This window comes from Chthoniobacterales bacterium, assembly GCA_039930045.1.
In the GTDB taxonomy this organism is placed as follows: domain Bacteria; phylum Verrucomicrobiota; class Verrucomicrobiia; order Chthoniobacterales; family DASVRZ01; genus DASVRZ01.
Map to the genome: position 1 here is coordinate 154,859 of JBDSQB010000006.1, position 16,057 is coordinate 170,915.

Genomic DNA, 16,057 nt, shown 5'->3' on the forward strand with positions numbered 1-16,057 from the left:
GGCTGCTCCTCCTACTCTCCGCACATCTCCTCAGACGGTCGCGTCGTTAACGCCAGAAAGTCAGGTTATTATGAAAAGCAGGGGACACATCGCAGCGGCATTGATACTCGGGCTCACCGCCATCCACAGCATCGCGGCAGTCGTTGCGCCCGGCTACGAACCCGTGCCCTCCGTCACGCCGCACGATGAAGTCATCATCCGCCCCGTCCTCGATACCACGTCGCCCGGTCCCGCCCTTGTGGTCATGCCCCGGCTCACCCCGGCTCCAGTCAGCTATCCGGTGACCAGCAACCCCGGCTCCAACCACCTGCGCACCGTCGTTGTGTGGACCTTCATCGCTGCCGGAGTGGCCGGCATCGCCATTCTTCTCTGGCGCCAGCATCAACAGCAAAAAACCCAACGCCGCTGGCGCAAACGCCACTCCAAATGGCGCATTTTCTAGCCCGGCTCCCTCCCCAACGGGTCTCGGTCCGTTTCGGCACACCACCGTCTTTTTCCTCCCACCCGTCACTCTTTTCCAGCGTTGACCCCTTGGGAGTTGCTCTTAGTGTAGGCGAAACCATGGAAGTCAGCCCCGGCATTAACTACAAAATCGGCAACGAACGCCTCGTGAAAGTCACCGAGCGGGCAGGGGCGCGCTTGACGGGATTGCTCACGAAGCAGGGGCGGCCCAATGGTGCCTTGCGCGTGGCGGTGATCGGCGGCGGCTGCTCGGGGTTGCAATACAAGATGGACCTCGTCGATGGCCCGGCCAACCGCGACATCCTCGTGCGCTCGCAGGAGGTGAATGTGGTCGTCGATCCGAAAAGCGCGCTCTTTGTCAGCGGATCGGAGCTGGATTTCAGCGAGGATCTCCAGGCGGGCGGGTTTAAGGTGACGAACCCGAATGCGGTGGCGCATTGCTCGTGCGGCGAAAGTTTTGCGGCGTAGACGATTGTAACCACGAAGACGCAACGGCACGAAGTCGGCAAGGAAATGATGGAGGATTATTTTGCGACGCTGGGTTTGCGGCAGGCCTTGGTGCTGGACGACGCGCAGCTTAAAGACGCCTGGCACCAGGCCGCAGCGGCAGCCAGCGATGCGGAGGAGATTCATCGAGCCTATTCGGCATTGCGCGACCCGGCCCGGCGCATCGGCCATTTGCTGGAGCGCCACGGACGGACACCGGCTGGCGCGGAAACGCCGGGCGCACGGCTTTTTGATCTTTTTTTCACCGTCGCCGCGGTCTTGAAAAACGCTGATGCCATTGTAACTCAAATCGAGTCCGCCGCCTCGGCCCTGCAACGCGCCGGGCAGACTCCGCGCCTTCTCACCAGCTTGGATGATCTCACCTCGGCTGGCGCGGCGGTGGCGGCGGAAAAAGCCACTCGCGACACACAGCTAACCTCGCTGGCAGAGAAGTTCCCCCATATGTCGAACGCCGAATGGGACCTGCTAACCTCGCTCGGCAGCGACTTCGCCTTCCTAACCAAATGGGCCGCCGAAATTCAAAAACGCGAGACGCGTTTGCAGGAAACGTTGATGGGAAAAATCGTATGAGCACACAGGAAATCATCATCGGCATCGACCTCGGCACGACGAACTCGGCGGTGGGTTTCATGGAGGCCGGACTTCCATTCTTATTGGCCGACCAAGACGGCGAAAGGCTCACACCCAGCGTGGTTTATTTTCCAGAGAACGATGGAACTCCGCTCGTCGGTCGCGCGGCTTCGCGGATGCGGGCGGTCCGGTCCGAAGCGACGGTTTCCTCGATCAAACGCCTCATCGGCAGTGGAGAAAATGTCACCATCAATGGCGTGGTTCATTCGCCCGAAGAGATTTCGGCGCTGATCCTAACCAAACTCAAATCAGACGCTGAATCGGCTCTCACTCAAATGGTTAGTCGTGCGGTGATTACCGTTCCCGCCTACTTCAACGACGCCCAGCGCGCAGCCACGAAACGCGCCGGGGAATTGGCCGGACTAACTGTGGAGCGCATCCTCAACGAACCCACCGCAGCGGCGCTCGCCTACGGATTGGACAAGCTGCGGGATCGCTCGAAGATCGCCGTTTACGACTTCGGCGGCGGCACGTTTGATATTAGTATTCTGGAGTTGAACCAGGGCGTGTTCGAGGTGCTTTCGACCAATGGCAACACGCAGCTCGGAGGCGACGATCTGGATGCGGCACTGATCGCCGACTGTGATCTAGCTATTCCAGATTGGGAGAAGCGCGAGCTGGTGATCAAAGCCAAGCATCGGCTGTCCAACGAGGAGAACGTGGAGCTGGCCATTCTTTCGGCGACGGGTCCGCAAAGCTACCAGTTGAGTCGCATTCGATTGGAACAGATGGCGCGTCCCATCATCGAGCGCGCGCGGGTTCATTGTGTTAGATCTTTGGCCGATGCCGGATTGAAGCCGGGCGATCTCGATGAAGTGATTCTGGTCGGCGGATCGACCCGGATGCCCTTGGTTAGAACCTTGGTTGCGGAGTGGTTTGGCAAGGAACCCAACCTCACGCAAAATCCCGATGAGGCGGTCGCGCTCGGAGCCACGATTCAGGCGGGAATTCTGAGCGGTGCGGTGACTAACATCACGTTGTTAGACGTCACTCCGCTTTCACTGGGAATCGAAACGGCGGGCGGCCTAATGAATGTTCTCATTCCGAGAAATTCCACGATTCCGCTGAAGCGCGGCGAGATGTTTACCACGAGTGCTAACAATCAGACTTCCATGGTCATCAAAGTCCTCCAGGGCGAGCGCGAGATGGCTAGAGACAATTGGAAACTGGGGGAGTTTACCATCGATTTCGCCCCGGCTCCGCGCGGTGTGGCGCGAGTGGGAGTGCAATTTGAGATCGACGCGAATGGCATTCTCCATGTGCTGGCCCGCGACGTGGCGACGGGGAAAGATCGGACCTTGGAAGTAACCAGCAGTGTCGATGTGGCCGATGAACGCGTGGAGCAAATGATCGCCGAATCGGTGGAGCACGCCTTCGACGACATGAGCGAGCGCATTTTTACCGAGGCGAGCCTGAAGGCGAAAGAAATGTTAGTCGCCGTGGACAATGCTCTGGCGGTGTTAGGAGATGAAGTGAGTGCGGACGAGCGCGGACAGATCGAGCTGCTAACCAACGAAGTTCGCGAGGCGGTCGAGCTGGGGGAAAGTCAGCGGTTGAAACGCGCCAACGCCGCCCTCGATGCCGGCACGCAAAACCTCGCCACGCTGCTGATGGAGCGCGCCATGGCCGCCGCCCTGGAAAAGCGCGGCCTGATTTGAGTTTCATACTAACCTCGCAGCTTGGCGATCGTGTCAACCAAGGTTTCCGCGAGGTCGGCGATCTGTTTTGCCTTGCGCGGATCGAGCAGTTTTCCAGCCTCGTCGAAAGCTTCGTAGGCGCTGGAAACGGTGACTTGATCGGGCAAAACGAGGACGCCGATGTTGCCGAGCAAAGCGCGCAAACCGACGAGTCCACGCAAGCCGCCGAGTGCGCTAGGCGACGCGGAACAGAGGGCGGCGGTTTTCCCGCGATAGGCAGCGAGGGCTGGCTCGTCGTCGGACTCCGTGCGCGAGGCCCAGTCGATGGCGTTCTTCAGCAGCGGCGTAAATGCGCTGTTGTATTCCGGCGAGGCGATGAGGAATCCGTCGCTGGCGAGCAGGAGCGACTTGAATTTCTTCGCGCCCGCAGGCAATCCGCTGGCGGCTTCGAGATCCTGATCCATTAGCGGCAGGGCGAGTTCGCGCAGATCGACAACGGTCACTTCCGCTCCGGCGGCGCGCGCGGCCTCTACGGCGGCGGCGAGCAACAGGCGATTGTAGGATCCGGTGCGGCTGCTGCCGGAGAAGGCGACGATTTTCGGTGGAGTCATAGTCCCTTGTTAACACCGGCCACATGCCAATGGAACTCCGATGTTTCTTGCGCCGGGACGAAGATGGAGTTTCTTGCCCGGATGAAGATTCCCAATTTGCGCAGTCCCCACGCCAAGGTCGGCGGCATCGTTTATTTCGGACGCATGCTCGACAAAATTCGCCTCAATGGAGCCGGTAATCTGCCGGCGGACTATGTGAAAAACCTCGGCGGCGGCTTCGATGAGCGCATTTTGAATTTTCTCCATGTAGCTTACGGCGATGTGGTCCTGGAGACGCTGACGGGAAAATCAGACGAGGAAATGCTGGCCTGGTGCTTCGCCAATGGACGCGTGCCGCACGCGGAGGAGATCGAGGTCTGGAATGGCTTCATGTCGAAGCGCGGCTGGCGCGATGAGGCGAATGAAATTCTCGAGCGGAGGAAGAAAGAATCCGGCTTTGAGAACCGCGACGACATCCAGACGATGTTCGATTATATCGACGCCGACGAGGCGTAGGGCGGGACTTCGATTACTATCAAAGTGGCGGATGGGCAGGGATTCGAACCCTGGTTGCCTTTGACAGCAAACACGCTTTCCAGGCGTGCGCATTCGACCACTCTGCCACCCATCCTTGGTTTCTTTGCGGACGGCGAACTTGCGTTGTTTCCAGACAACACGCAAGCAGCGATTTTAGGCCCGCGAAATTATTCTGCAGAGCCGAGTTCGACCTTGGCGGCAGTGATTCCAGTCTGCAATTCCGTCTGGCGCTCGGATAAATTTTGCATGCGCAACTGATGCCGGTGCAACTCCATGTTGAGCCGGCTGACGTGCCCGCGCAGTTCGGTGATTTGAGTTACATTTTCCTTGAGCTGGCCTTCGAGGCTGGTGAGTTCGGCTTTGACGATTGCCGGATCGCGGGTGAGAGCGGCGGCGGGGGCTTCGATGACGAATTGATGCTGGCAAAACGGGCATTCCACGAACTGGCCGACCATGGTTTTTGGCGCGGCGACGCTTTTATGGCAGGCTCCGCATTGGATGACGAAGGAGTCTTCCGCGGCAGTGTGATGAGACGTGTGAGTTTCTGGAACCATAATTTCTCTTAGAAAATAAGCAGCTTCGGTTCCATTCGGCGAGAGGAGTTGAAATTATTTTGGGACAAGTTGTCACGGTACGGCGCAGAAGGCTAATCGGCGTGACAGGCTGACGCTGGCGCGAGTTGCAGGAGAATCAGGGCACGTTTTGGAAGTGGCTCACTTTCAATGGTTTGCAACTTCACTGCGACTGCTGTTTGCCGAGGCATAATTCACGCTCAGAGGTAAATCGAATCCCAAATAAGGGACAGTCAAACTTCAACCAAACTAAACCAATGAGCATCATTCAATATCGCAAAACACCCGTTTATCATAATTCGCCTCTGGCGCAGTTGAGCGAACTCCATCGCGAAATGAACCGCCTCTTTGACGGCAGCATTTTCTCCGATGGACTCACCGGCTGGGCTCCAGCCCTGGACGTGACTCAAGACAAGGAACAGGTCCAGGTCGTGGTCGAATTGCCCGGCTTGAAGAAGGAAGACATCTCCCTTTCCTTCCAAGACGGCGTTCTCACGATCAGCGGCGAGCGCAAGGACACGACCGAGCAGAAAGACGGCGAAACCCATCGCAGCGAACGCTTTTTCGGTCGCTTCGAGCGGTCCGTCGAACTTCCAGTCGAGGTCAATCCAGATCGCATCAACGCCACTTACCAGAACGGCCTCCTCACGGTCACTCTGGCCAAGGCGGAGGAAGCGAAACCGAAACAAATCAACATCAACGTCTCCTAATCGAATCCAAGTCCTATGTATTTCAACACATTGACCACCACTGACAACCAAGCTGCGGACGGCACGCGTTACGCGACGCCCCAAGTGGACTTCCATGCCAACGCGGAGGGCACGCAGCTCGTCCTCGACGTGCCCGGCGTTGCCCAAGGCGACGTGGAAATCACCGTCGAAGACCAGCGGCTGACCATCATCGGCCATCGCAAAAATGCGGAGCCGGTCGGCGAATGGGTTCACCAGGAAATTCGTCCGTTTGATTACCGGCGCGTATTTTCCCTGGCGTCCAGTATCGACACGAATCGCATCCAAGCCGAACTCCGCGACGGCGTGCTGAGCTTGAATCTCCCGCTGGCGGAACGCGTGAAGCCCCGCCGCATCGAAGTCGCCTAATCCGAGTTCCATTCTAATCAAAAAAAGTCCGGCGTGTTCAGCGATGAGCCGCCGGGCTTTTTTGTGTGCGGGCTGAATTTGTTCGTTTACAGAGCGGGCGGGACTTGTCATTTTCTCGCAGCTCATGGACTGGACGATCATCACCTTTATCCTCATTTCGGCGATTAAAACGCTCGCCATCATCTTCGGCGTCGTCCTGCCGATGGTTTCCTACACCGTGTATGCCGAGCGTAAAGTCAGCGCGCTTATTCAGGATCGCGTCGGCCCCAACCGAGTCGGCGTGCCACTCACTCTCTTCGGCGGAAAAAAGGATTTCAGCTTCTTCGGCCTCGTCCAGCCCATTGCGGACGCGGTGAAACTCCTCATCAAAGAGGATTTTACTCCCGGTCACGTCAATAAATTCTACTACTGGCTGGCCCCGGCGCTCGGCGTGGCTCCAGCCCTGATCACACTGGCCGTCATCCCGTTCGGCAGCTTTCTGAACCTCGACCCGATCCTCGTTCCGCTCGGTCACGCCCTTGGAATCGACCTCGGCTTCGGCCCGATTCCGATGGTCATCGCCAATGTGGACATCGGCGTTCTCTTCATCTTCGCCATCGCCTCGGTCGGCGTTTACGGCATCGTCCTCGCCGGCTGGTCGGCTAACTCGAAATACCCCTTTCTCGGCGGCATCCGCTCCAGTTCGCAGATGATCTCCTACGAGCTGTCCCTCGGCCTTTCGGTGATCCCGATTTTTCTCCTCATTGGTAATCTGAATCTCACCACCATCGTCCAGTATCAGATCGATCATGGCTGGTTAATGATTCCTTTCACAGACGGCCATCTCAGCCTCCAGGAAATATTGCTCTGGATTCCGATAGCGATCTCGTTCCTCGTGTTTACCGTCGCGATGTTTGCGGAAACGAATCGACTTCCATTCGACTTGCCCGAAGCGGAGCAGGAACTCGTTGGCGGTTATCACACCGAGTATTCCTCGATGAAATTCGCCCTCTTCTTCCTCGGCGAATACGCCGCCATGATCGCAGGTTCGTCCGTCATCGTGACGCTATTCTTCGGTGCCTGGCATCTGCCCTTCATCCCATCCGGCAACGGCGTCGGTCTGGCCGCGCTTTTCTGGGGCTTGGTCAACATCGCCGTTTTCTTCGGAAAAGTGGCCGTGCTCCTCATCTTTTTCATCTGGGTGCGCTGGACTTTGCCGCGTTTCCGTTATGATCAACTCATGAAACTCGGCTGGTATTTCTTCTTCGAGCTGGCCTTGGCAAACATCTTCCTCGCCGCGATCATCCTCGCGTTTGTGAAATAACCCTTTCTCTCATGGCTTACACCGTTGACCGCCCAAAAATGACTCTGGCCGAGAAGATGTATCTTCCCGCCATTGTTACTGGACTCGCCATCACGGCGAAACATTTCAAAAACATGATCCTCGGCCGCACCAAGGTCGTCATGCAATACCCCGAGGAAAAATGGGACTCGCACATGCCCGAACATTATCGCGGCGCGCCGACCCTCGTGAAGGACGAGCACGACCGCGAGCGCTGCGTGGCCTGCCAGCTCTGCGAGTTCATTTGTCCGCCGCGCGCCATCACGATCACACCCGGCGAACTCCCCAGCGAGTCGAAGTTTGCCAAGGTGGAGAAATATCCCGAGGAGTTCAAAATCGACATGATCCGATGCATTTATTGCGGCCTCTGCGAGGAAGTCTGCCCCGAGCAGGCCATTTTCCTGCGAAAAGATTACGCCATCACCGGCCTCACCCGTGCCGACATGGTCCACGACAAAAAGAAACTCTACGAACTCGGCGGCGAGATGAACGGCCTCGTCCACAAGTGGAACCCTCTAAAATGAAACCTTCCACTCAGGTTTCAGCTTTCAGGTTTCTTAGTCATTAGGATTTAGTCATTAGTCATTTTCCATCATGCCCGCCATTCTCTTTTGGATCTTCTCCGGCCTCATGCTGCTCTTCGCGGCCATGGTCGTCATCCTGCGCCAACCCGTCAGCAGCGCCTTTAGCCTGGTCGTTTCGTTCCTCGCCCTGGCGGCGCTTTACGTCTCGCTCGACGCCTTTTTCATCGGCGTCATCCAGATCATGGTCTATGCGGGTGCCGTCATGGTCCTCTTTCTCTTCATCATCATGTTGCTCGACTTGAAGGCCGAGGTGCGCCGCAATTTCAAATTGCCCGCGACCTTCGCCGCCCTAGCCGTCGTCCTCATTTTCGGACTCATGGTGCGCGGCGTCGTCAGCAGTTTTGAAATGGGCGAAGCGCCACTTCCCGCACTGGTCCACACGGATAAATCCGACATCTGGCACGTCGGCGAAACCCTCTTCACCACCTTCAATCTGCCCTTCCAAGTCATCGGCGTCCTTATCCTCGTCGCCACCGTCGGCGTCGTCGTCCTCAGCAAACGGGAGTTAAAGTAAACTCATGGTCACACTTAACGATTACCTGCTCGTCAGCGGACTCCTCTTCACCATCGGCCTCGCCGGCGTCCTCCTGCGGCGCAACATCCTCATCATATTCATGTCGCTCGAGTTGATGCTGAATGCGGCCAATCTCTCGCTCGTCGCCTTTTCCCGTTTCCGCACCGTGGACGGCCTGCCTAATTACAACGCGCAAGTGCTCGTGTTTTTCATCATCACCGTCGCCGCCGCCGAGGTTGCGGTCGGGCTCGCCATCATCGTCGCGCTTTATCGCCAGCGCCAGACGACCCATGTCGAGGACTTAAACTCCATGAAATTTTAACTCGTGATACCCTGGATTGTCCTTTTTACCCCGTTGATCTCTGCGATTCTGATTGCCCTTGTCACGCGGCCCTCGAAATCTCTCAGCACCGCGATTTCTGTCGCAGCGGTGGCCATTTCCTTCATTGGGAGTCTGATTCTATTCGGCAAACCCGATCACTCGATGGATGTCTCCTTCGATTGGATCAACCTCCCGGCGCTGCGCATTCCGATCGGCACCTCGATCGACCAACTGACCAAGCTCATGCTGCTCGTGGTCACAGGGATTGGCCTGCTCATTCACCTCTATTCCGTCGGCTACATGAAAGAGGACGAGGGCCGCTCCCGGTATTTCGCGTCGTTGTCGCTCTTCATTTTCTCCATGCTCGGCATCGTCCTCGCGAACAATTTCGTGATGATGTTCATCTTCTGGGAACTGGTCGGCGTCAGTTCGTATCTGCTCATCGGCCATTGGTTTGAACGCCCGGCGGCGGGCGACGCGGCGAAAAAAGCGTTTCTCACGAACCGCATCGGCGACTTCGGCTTCATGTTTGGCATCCTCTGCGTCTGGCTGGCCACGAAATCCGTCGTCTTCAGTGAGATCGAACTCAAATGGGCCACAATGGGTCTTCCAAGCTGGTTTATCACCGTGGCCACGCTCGGTGTTTTCATGGGTGCCATGGGCAAGAGCGCGCAATTTCCACTCCACGTCTGGCTGCCCGACGCCATGGAAGGCCCGACTCCGGTCTCGGCCTTGATCCATGCGGCGACGATGGTGGCGGCAGGTGTTTTCATGCTCGCGAAGGTCTTTTTCCTCTTTGTGCCAGCCGCGTTCACCCTGCAATTCATCATGTGGATCGGCATCGGAACCGCCGTCATGGCCGCGTTCATGGCCACGCAACAGGACGACATCAAGCGCATTCTGGCCTACTCAACCCTCTCGCAACTCGGCTACATGGTCTGCGCCGTCGGTATGGCCGCGCCGCAAATTGGGATGTTTCATCTTTTCACCCACGCGGCTTTCAAGGCGATGCTGTTCCTCGGGGCCGGGTCGATCATCCACTCGCTGCATCACGAGCAGGACATCTGGAAAATGGGCGGCGTCGGAAAGAAGATGCCGATCACGTTTGCTACTTTCACCATCGGCACGCTGGCGCTGACCGGGTTTCCCGGTTTGAGCGGATTCTTCTCGAAGGACGCGATTATCGCGAGGGCTTTTGAGCATAATATTTGGGTCTTCGGCCTCGCCGTGCTCGTGGCGTTTCTGACTTCGTTCTACATGTTCCGACTCTGGTTTGTGGCGTTCCTGGGCAAGCCTCGCGCCCATGGAGCCGAGCACGCGCACGAGTCGCCGCTGATCATGACCGTTCCGTTGCTGATCCTCGCGATCCCATCCGTCATCGCGGGCTATCCGTTCTTTATCGGGAAATTTCTCACGCTGCCCGAGGAGCACGCGCCGATGATTGTCCAAGGCTCGGCTGTCGGCGTGTTCGTGCTCGGCGCACTGGTGGCCTTGGTTCTCTATAAAGGCAAAACCAAGGACCCGGTCCGCATCGCGCTCTTCGCCAACCGCTTTTACATCGACGATTTCTACAAAATCCTCGTGCGCGCCACCCAGGACTCGGCAGCCGTCATTTCCGCTTTCCTCGACAAGTGGCTCATCGACACTGTGCTCGTGCGCGGCGTCGGCGCGGGCGGCGTCTGGATCACCGGCTACGTCCTGCGTTTCCTGCAATATGGCAACATCCAGGGCTATGCCATTCTCTTCGGCGTCGGAATCATCGCGCTGCTTTACTACGTCGTCTTTGCTTAAACTTCTGTGAATACCGCCCTGCTTCTCCATCTCATCGTGCTGCTGCCGCTCGGCGCGGCCATTGCGATCTTACTCGGATCACCCGCCCGCAAAACCGCTCTCGGGGCCTCCATCGCAGCCCTCGCGCTGACGATTATTTCCGTCCTCGCCTATCAAGGCACCGCTGGCGGATTCCAGTTCCAGTCGCATGTGGACGTCGTCGCCGAGTGGGACTTGAAATACTTCCTCGGCGCGGACGGCCTCAGCCTCGCGATGGTGCTCCTCGCCACCCTCGTCACCGTCGCCGCCGTCTGGGTCACGCCGAAAATGGAGAAATCTGAAAACGCCTTCTACGCCTGCCTGCTCCTCATTGCGGCCGGTGCGATCGGGGCGTTTCTCTCGCTCGACCTCTTCTTCTTCTACGCCTTCCACGAACTCGCCCTCATCCCGACTTTCATTCTGATCGGCGTCTGGGGCAGCGGTGAAAAACAGCAAGCCGCCTGGCGCATCACCATCTATCTCGCCATCGGCAGCATCATCCTGCTCGCCGGGCTCATCGGCGTTTATCTAGCCGTGCCCGTCGCACAGCGGACTTTCGATATTCCCCAACTCCAGGCGCTGGCCAAGACCTCCGCCTTTCTCCCGGCGAAATGGATCTTCCCCACGCTGCTCGTCGGCTTCGGCGTGCTCGTTTCGCTCTTCCCATTCCACTCCTGGGCTCCCAAAGCCTATGCCTCGGCACCCGCTCCCGCCGCCATGCTCCATGCCGGTGTGCTCAAGAAATTTGGCCTCTACGGCATGTTGCGCATCGCCCTCCCGATGTTTCCGCTCGGCGTCCAGCAATACGATTACATCATTCTCATCCTCCTCATCGGCAACATCCTCTTCGTCGGCCTCGCCACCATTGCCCAGAAACAACTCGATACCACGCTCGGCTATTCCAGCGTCATGCACATGGGTTACATCTATCTCGGCATCGTCAGCATGAACCTCACCGGAATCAACGGTGCTGCGCTTCTGATGTTCGCCCACGGCCTCTCCATCGCCGCTCTTTTCGCCATGAGCGGCATGATCCGCGAACGCACCGGGACGCTGGAGTTTTCCGATCTCGGCGGACTCGGCAAACGCGCCCCAGTCCTCATGTTTTGCTTCGGCCTCGCCACTTTCGCCTCCATCGGTCTGCCCGGCTTCGGTAATTTCGCCTCCGAAACGATGGTCTTCTTTGGCGCGTTTTCAGGCGGGTTTGAATCGAATGCGTTTCAGACCGGCGCTTTTAATTTCCATCAAATCGCCACCATCGTCGGCCTCTGGGGAGTCGTTATTTCCGCCGTTTACATGCTGCGCGCCTACCGCAAAATCTTCATGGGCGACCTCGTCTCCCGCTGGGCTGGCATCAGCGACATCCGCCCGCTCTACAAATTCCCGCTCGTCCTCCTCATCGGCGCGCTCCTCGTTTGCGGCCTCTACCCGCAGGGCTTCCTGCACCTCGTCGGCCCGACGCTTTCCCATTTGCTTCCCTGAGATTTCCTTAAAATGACCTCACCGCTTCTTCTCGAGACCATCGTTCTCTTCCTGGGTCTTTGCCTGCTGCTCTTCGAGGCCTTTGTCCCGACGCCCACCCGCCGTGGCTTCGGCTTGTTTGCCATCGCTGGTCTTTCCGTCGTCCTCATTCTCAGCTTCTTCACCAAAACCAACGTCGATTGCGGCCCCTTCTACGTCGCCGACGGCTTCGGGCTCTTCTTTAAGCAACTCATCCTCCTCACCACCATCGTGGTCCTGATCATGAGCCTCGAATACGCCTCCACCGTCCAGCGCCTGGTGCCTGCGGAGAAACCCGGAGCCGGTCTGGGCGAATTCTACACCCTTCCTGTCTTCACCTGCGTCGGGCTGATGTTCATGGCCTCCGCGACCGACTTCATCATGATCTTCGTCGCGCTCGAACTGGTCACGATCTCCTTTTATATCCTTGTCAGCTTCCTCCGCCGGTCGCGTCCGTCTCTCGAAGCGGGCACGAAATACCTCATCCTCGGCGCGCTTTCCACCGGCATCCTCGTTTACGGCATCACGTGGATCTTCGGCGTTACCGGCGAAACCAACCTCGCCGCCATCGGCCAGGCCGCCGCCCAAGTCACCGATAAGAATCAGACTGCGCTCCTCTTCGGCATCGTCCTCGTGCTCATCGGGCTCGGCTTCAAAATCGCCGCCGCCCCCTTTCAATTCTGGGTCGCCGACGTTTACCAGGGCGCCCCGACTCCCATCACCGCCTTCCTCTCCGTCGGCTCCAAGTCCGCCGGCTTCATCGTCCTCCTCCGTTTCCTCGCCGTCATCCTGCCGCTGCCCGTCGTTGGCGCGCGCGTCAGCACCGGACTCTCCATTCTCGCCTTCTGCACCCTCATTTATGGCAATTTCGCCGCGCTCCCGCAGACGAATTTGAAGCGACTCCTCGGTTACTCCAGCATCGCCCACGCCGGTTATTTGCTCATGGCCGTCGTCGCCCTCAGCAGTTTCGCCGCCGCCGCGCAACAAGCCATCGCTTTCTATCTCGCGGGTTATCTCGTGATGACCCTCCTCAGTTTCCTCGTCCTCATCCTCGCCAGCCGCCATCTCGAAGGCGACGACATCTCCCACTTCAACGGCCTCGGGAAACGCAGCCCGTTTCTCGCCTTTGCCATGCTCGTCGCCATGATGTCCCTCGCCGGCGTGCCTCTCACCGCCGGGTTCTTCGGGAAATTCATGATCTTCAAAGTCGCCCTCGAATCCCACCTTTACTGGCTGGTTGGCGTCGGCGTCATCAGCGTCGGCTGCGGCTTTTATTACTACCTGAAAGTGGTCAAGGCCATGTATTGGAACATCTCCAGCACCGACACCGCGCTCGAGTCGCCTCTGACTCCGCTCACCCGCACCACACTTTACGCGGTTATCGCCGCCGTCTTTATCCTCGGCGTTTACCCCGCCCCACTCCTGCATCTGATCGGGAAATAGGCCCTCACCTCCTGAAAGGCTACCCGATCAGGCCGGATGTGCCATTGGGAGTTCTACGAATGCCCAAACGGACGCCCGACTTGCCATTCGAGTTTCATTTTCCTCCTCGACGAGCCTCCCTTTTCACCAACGAAAAAAGACGGCACCCCTCGCGAGGCGCCGCCTTTTTGCTGAATCGACTCAGTCCGCTCTTAGGCGAACCATTCCGTGTGGAAAAACTCGCCTGCTGGTTTGTCGATCCGCTCGTAGGTGTGGGCGCCGAAATAATCGCGCTGGGCTTGCAACAAATTCGCTGGCAACCGGGCCTGCCGATAGCTGTCGTAGTAGGCGAGCGCCGCGCTGAAGGCCGGGGTGGCGACGCCGTATTCGATCGCCGTGCGGACCGCGATGCGCCAGTTGGCCTGGGTGCGGGTGACGACTTCGGTGAAGAAGGGGTCGAGGATGAGGTTTTTCAAACCCGGATTCTGCTGGTAGGCATCCGTGATGCGGTTGAGGAAACGGGCGCGAATGATGCACCCACCGCGCCAGATGCTGGCGATGTCCTTGAAGTTGAGGTTCCAGTTGTAGAGCTGGCTGGCCGCCCCGAGTTGCACCATTCCCTGGGCGTAACTCATGATTTTCGAGGCATAAAGCGCGTCGCGAACGGAGTTGATCAACGCTGCGCGATCCCCGGTGAACGGAGCCGGAGTCGGCCCTGGAAGCTGGCTGCTGGCGGCGACGCGCTCGGCTTTGAGCGAACTCAAAATGCGGGCCTCGACCGCGCTGCCGATGACGCTGAGGGGCACGCCCATCTCAGTGGCGTGGCCGACGGTCCATTTGCCGGTGCCCTTTTGACCAGCCTTGTCGAGGATGAGATCGACGATCGGGGTCCCGGTTTCCGGGTCTTTCTTGGTGAAAATGTTCGTGGTGATCTCGATTAGGAAACTATCCAACTCGCCCCGGTTCCATTCGCCGAAGATCTCATGAAACTCGTCCGCCGTCGGGTTGATCGTGGCCTTCAAGATCGCATACGCCTCGCAGATGAGCTGCATGTCGCCGTATTCGATGCCGTTGTGCACCATCTTCACGAAGTGCCCGGCGCCGCCTGGGCCGATGTGGATCACACACGGCTTGCCGTCGACCTGCGCCGCAATTTTCTCGAAGATCGGCTTGATCTCTTCCCATGAAGACGCCGGCCCACCCGGCATGATCGACGGGCCTTTGCGCGCGCCTTCTTCGCCACCCGAGACGCCCACGCCCATGAAGCGCAAGCCCTGGTCGGCCAGTTCGGTGTCGCGACGTTCGGTGTCGGTGTAGAGGCTGTTGCCGCCGTCGATGACGATGTCGCCCTTGTCCAGCAGCGGCGTCAATTGCTTGATGACGGCGTCGACCGGCGCGCCGGCCTTGACCATCAACATGATCTTGCGCGGCTTGGCCAGGCTCTGCACGAAGTCTTGCAGCGTCTTCGCGCCGTACAGATGCTTCTTCGGGTGCTCGGCGACGAAGGCCTCCATGACCTCGGTCGTGCGGTTGTAGACGCTGACGCCGAAACCGCGGCTCTCGACATTGAGCACCAGGTTCTGGCCCATCACCGCCAGGCCTATCAGGCCGAAGGCGTTGTCCGGCTTGTCGTGCTTGTCTGGTTGCTGCTTCTGATTCATCTGGAGCCTCTTTCGAGCGTTGCGCAAACGCGCAGCTTATGTCAGCCGACAGACACCTGCAGCTCAAGACATCCGCAGGTCACCCGCCAGGCTCGCCAGTGTTTCCGGCTCGACCGTCACATGCGCCGGGTAATGCGTGTGGTCGCAGCCGATGCGCACGCCGGCACCGGCGCGGATGGCTTCGCGCTGCGCCGCGTTGAACTCGAAGCGAACGAAGTGCACCGCCGACGTTTTCTCGTCGTTCTCGCGGTCCATGTCTTCGTCGGCGATGGCGAACACGCGCTTGTGGCCTTCGACCTCGACGAACATGCGGTCCTCGATGCCGATCAGCCGCGCCAGTTCGCGCTTGCGCTCGTGCGCGTCGGGGTACTCGATCAGCATCGTTGCCTTCCAGTTGCTGCCTTCGGGCACCAGCGGCTGATAGGCGTCGATCTCGCTCTGGATGCCTTCGGCCTCGAAGATCTTCTCGATGTGCAACATCTCCTGAATCTGACGACGAATGGTCTGCTCGTCTTCGAACTGCAGCGTCAGGTGATCGCCCAGGCGCACGCTACGCAGGCGGCGGTGGGCAATGGCGTCAGTCTTGCTGCTCTTGCGGATACGTGCGTAGGCCTCCAGGCTTTGCAGGCTTTCAGTCGTGATGGTGGGCATGGCTTTCACTCCAGACCGTAAGCGATGCGCATCAGGGACAACGGGTGTCGCAACTGCGCAGTCGGCAGGCCGTTTTCAGCCATGCCTTGTGCAATGTGATGACCGGCCAGTGCGCAGTCGCTGCTGATGTAGTCGGGTGCCTGATTTTCCGCGCCACTTTCTCCTGCCCGCTTGGCCATCGCCTTGAACACCGGCTTGCCGATTTTCATGGCCAGCGGGTGCGTACCGGTCTTGACGCCAT

The 16,057-nt window shown here is 58.7% G+C and carries 19 protein-coding genes and 1 tRNA gene; 14 read left to right on the forward strand and 6 right to left on the reverse strand.

Annotated elements, in window-relative coordinates; translation table 11 throughout:
- Window positions 1-70: 70 nt before the first annotated feature.
- From ABIT76_06245 to ABIT76_06260, 4 genes are all read left to right on the forward strand, one after another.
- Window positions 71-442: a hypothetical protein gene (locus ABIT76_06245; GenBank protein ID MEO7932741.1), complete on the forward strand. Its 372-nt coding sequence runs from the start codon at window positions 71-73 to the stop codon at window positions 440-442.
- Window positions 443-561: 119 nt separating this feature from the next.
- Window positions 562-930: an iron-sulfur cluster assembly accessory protein gene (locus tag ABIT76_06250; GenBank protein MEO7932742.1), complete on the forward strand. Its 369-nt coding sequence runs from the start codon at window positions 562-564 to the stop codon at window positions 928-930.
- A gap of 45 nt (window positions 931-975) precedes the next feature.
- Window positions 976-1,539, forward strand: a complete 564-nt coding sequence (locus ABIT76_06255) for a hypothetical protein (GenBank protein MEO7932743.1) — start codon at window positions 976-978, stop codon at window positions 1,537-1,539.
- Window positions 1,536-3,257, forward strand: coding sequence for an Hsp70 family protein (locus ABIT76_06260; GenBank protein MEO7932744.1), 1,722 nt, complete (start codon window positions 1,536-1,538; stop codon window positions 3,255-3,257). Before ABIT76_06255 ends, ABIT76_06260 begins: the two co-directional genes overlap by 4 nt.
- 8 nt (window positions 3,258-3,265) lie before the next feature.
- Here the strand turns inward: ABIT76_06260 and ABIT76_06265 are convergent, their stop codons facing one another.
- Window positions 3,266-3,847 carry an NAD(P)H-dependent oxidoreductase gene (locus ABIT76_06265; GenBank protein ID MEO7932745.1) on the reverse strand — a complete coding sequence of 194 codons (582 nt, stop codon included), beginning with the start codon at window positions 3,845-3,847 and terminating at the stop codon, window positions 3,266-3,268.
- A gap of 81 nt (window positions 3,848-3,928) precedes the next feature.
- On the opposite strand from ABIT76_06265, the gene ABIT76_06270 reads away from it, so the two are divergent.
- Entirely contained in the window at window positions 3,929-4,342 is a 414-nt protein-coding gene (locus ABIT76_06270) for a DUF5069 domain-containing protein (GenBank protein ID MEO7932746.1), read from the forward strand.
- A gap of 25 nt (window positions 4,343-4,367) precedes the next feature.
- Here ABIT76_06270 and ABIT76_06275 read toward each other — a convergent pair.
- Together ABIT76_06275 and ABIT76_06280 are read right to left on the reverse strand one after the other, a co-directional pair.
- Window positions 4,368-4,457: transfer RNA gene (locus ABIT76_06275), tRNA-Ser, on the reverse strand.
- Between the two features lie 73 nt (window positions 4,458-4,530).
- Complete coding sequence (locus ABIT76_06280; GenBank protein MEO7932747.1) at window positions 4,531-4,917, reverse strand: hypothetical protein; 387 nt, start codon at window positions 4,915-4,917, stop codon at window positions 4,531-4,533.
- Between the two features lie 275 nt (window positions 4,918-5,192).
- Here ABIT76_06280 and ABIT76_06285 point away from each other — a divergent pair, with 275 nt between their 5' ends.
- The 9 genes from ABIT76_06285 to ABIT76_06325 all read left to right on the forward strand — a co-directional run bounded on the left by ABIT76_06285 (window position 5,193) and on the right by ABIT76_06325 (window position 13,525).
- Window positions 5,193-5,645, forward strand: a complete 453-nt coding sequence (locus ABIT76_06285) for an Hsp20/alpha crystallin family protein (GenBank protein ID MEO7932748.1) — start codon at window positions 5,193-5,195, stop codon at window positions 5,643-5,645.
- Window positions 5,646-5,660: 15 nt separating this feature from the next.
- A complete protein-coding gene (locus ABIT76_06290) occupies window positions 5,661-6,032 on the forward strand; it encodes an Hsp20/alpha crystallin family protein (protein ID MEO7932749.1) in 372 nt (123 codons plus the stop codon).
- Window positions 6,033-6,156: 124 nt separating this feature from the next.
- Window positions 6,157-7,335, forward strand: a complete 1,179-nt coding sequence (locus tag ABIT76_06295) for a complex I subunit 1 family protein (protein MEO7932750.1) — start codon at window positions 6,157-6,159, stop codon at window positions 7,333-7,335.
- Window positions 7,336-7,346: 11 nt separating this feature from the next.
- Window positions 7,347-7,877: an NADH-quinone oxidoreductase subunit I gene (locus ABIT76_06300; GenBank protein ID MEO7932751.1), complete on the forward strand. Its 531-nt coding sequence runs from the start codon at window positions 7,347-7,349 to the stop codon at window positions 7,875-7,877.
- A 70-nt stretch (window positions 7,878-7,947) separates the two neighbouring features.
- Complete coding sequence (locus ABIT76_06305; protein MEO7932752.1) at window positions 7,948-8,451, forward strand: NADH-quinone oxidoreductase subunit J; 504 nt, start codon at window positions 7,948-7,950, stop codon at window positions 8,449-8,451.
- A 4-nt stretch (window positions 8,452-8,455) separates the two neighbouring features.
- The gene (nuoK, locus tag ABIT76_06310) at window positions 8,456-8,773 is read left to right on the forward strand and encodes an NADH-quinone oxidoreductase subunit NuoK (GenBank protein MEO7932753.1); all 318 of its coding nucleotides are present in this window, start codon (window positions 8,456-8,458) and stop codon (window positions 8,771-8,773) included.
- A 3-nt stretch (window positions 8,774-8,776) separates the two neighbouring features.
- The gene (gene nuoL / locus ABIT76_06315) at window positions 8,777-10,564 is read left to right on the forward strand and encodes an NADH-quinone oxidoreductase subunit L (protein MEO7932754.1); all 1,788 of its coding nucleotides are present in this window, start codon (window positions 8,777-8,779) and stop codon (window positions 10,562-10,564) included.
- 6 nt (window positions 10,565-10,570) lie between these two features.
- The gene (locus ABIT76_06320) at window positions 10,571-12,064 is read left to right on the forward strand and encodes an NADH-quinone oxidoreductase subunit M (protein MEO7932755.1); all 1,494 of its coding nucleotides are present in this window, start codon (window positions 10,571-10,573) and stop codon (window positions 12,062-12,064) included.
- A gap of 12 nt (window positions 12,065-12,076) precedes the next feature.
- The gene (locus ABIT76_06325; GenBank protein ID MEO7932756.1) at window positions 12,077-13,525 is read left to right on the forward strand and encodes an NADH-quinone oxidoreductase subunit N; all 1,449 of its coding nucleotides are present in this window, start codon (window positions 12,077-12,079) and stop codon (window positions 13,523-13,525) included.
- 191 nt (window positions 13,526-13,716) lie between these two features.
- On the opposite strand, the gene gnd is transcribed toward ABIT76_06325, so the two are convergent.
- The 3 genes from gnd to ABIT76_06340 form a co-directional block, all read right to left on the reverse strand.
- A complete protein-coding gene (gnd, locus tag ABIT76_06330) occupies window positions 13,717-15,165 on the reverse strand; it encodes a decarboxylating NADP(+)-dependent phosphogluconate dehydrogenase (protein MEO7932757.1) in 1,449 nt (482 codons plus the stop codon).
- Window positions 15,166-15,228: 63 nt separating this feature from the next.
- Window positions 15,229-15,816, reverse strand: coding sequence for a DUF3501 family protein (locus ABIT76_06335; GenBank protein MEO7932758.1), 588 nt, complete (start codon window positions 15,814-15,816; stop codon window positions 15,229-15,231).
- A gap of 5 nt (window positions 15,817-15,821) precedes the next feature.
- Window positions 15,822-16,057 (reverse strand): Fe-S oxidoreductase (locus ABIT76_06340; GenBank protein ID MEO7932759.1); only part of this gene is annotated, 236 nt, incomplete at its 5' end.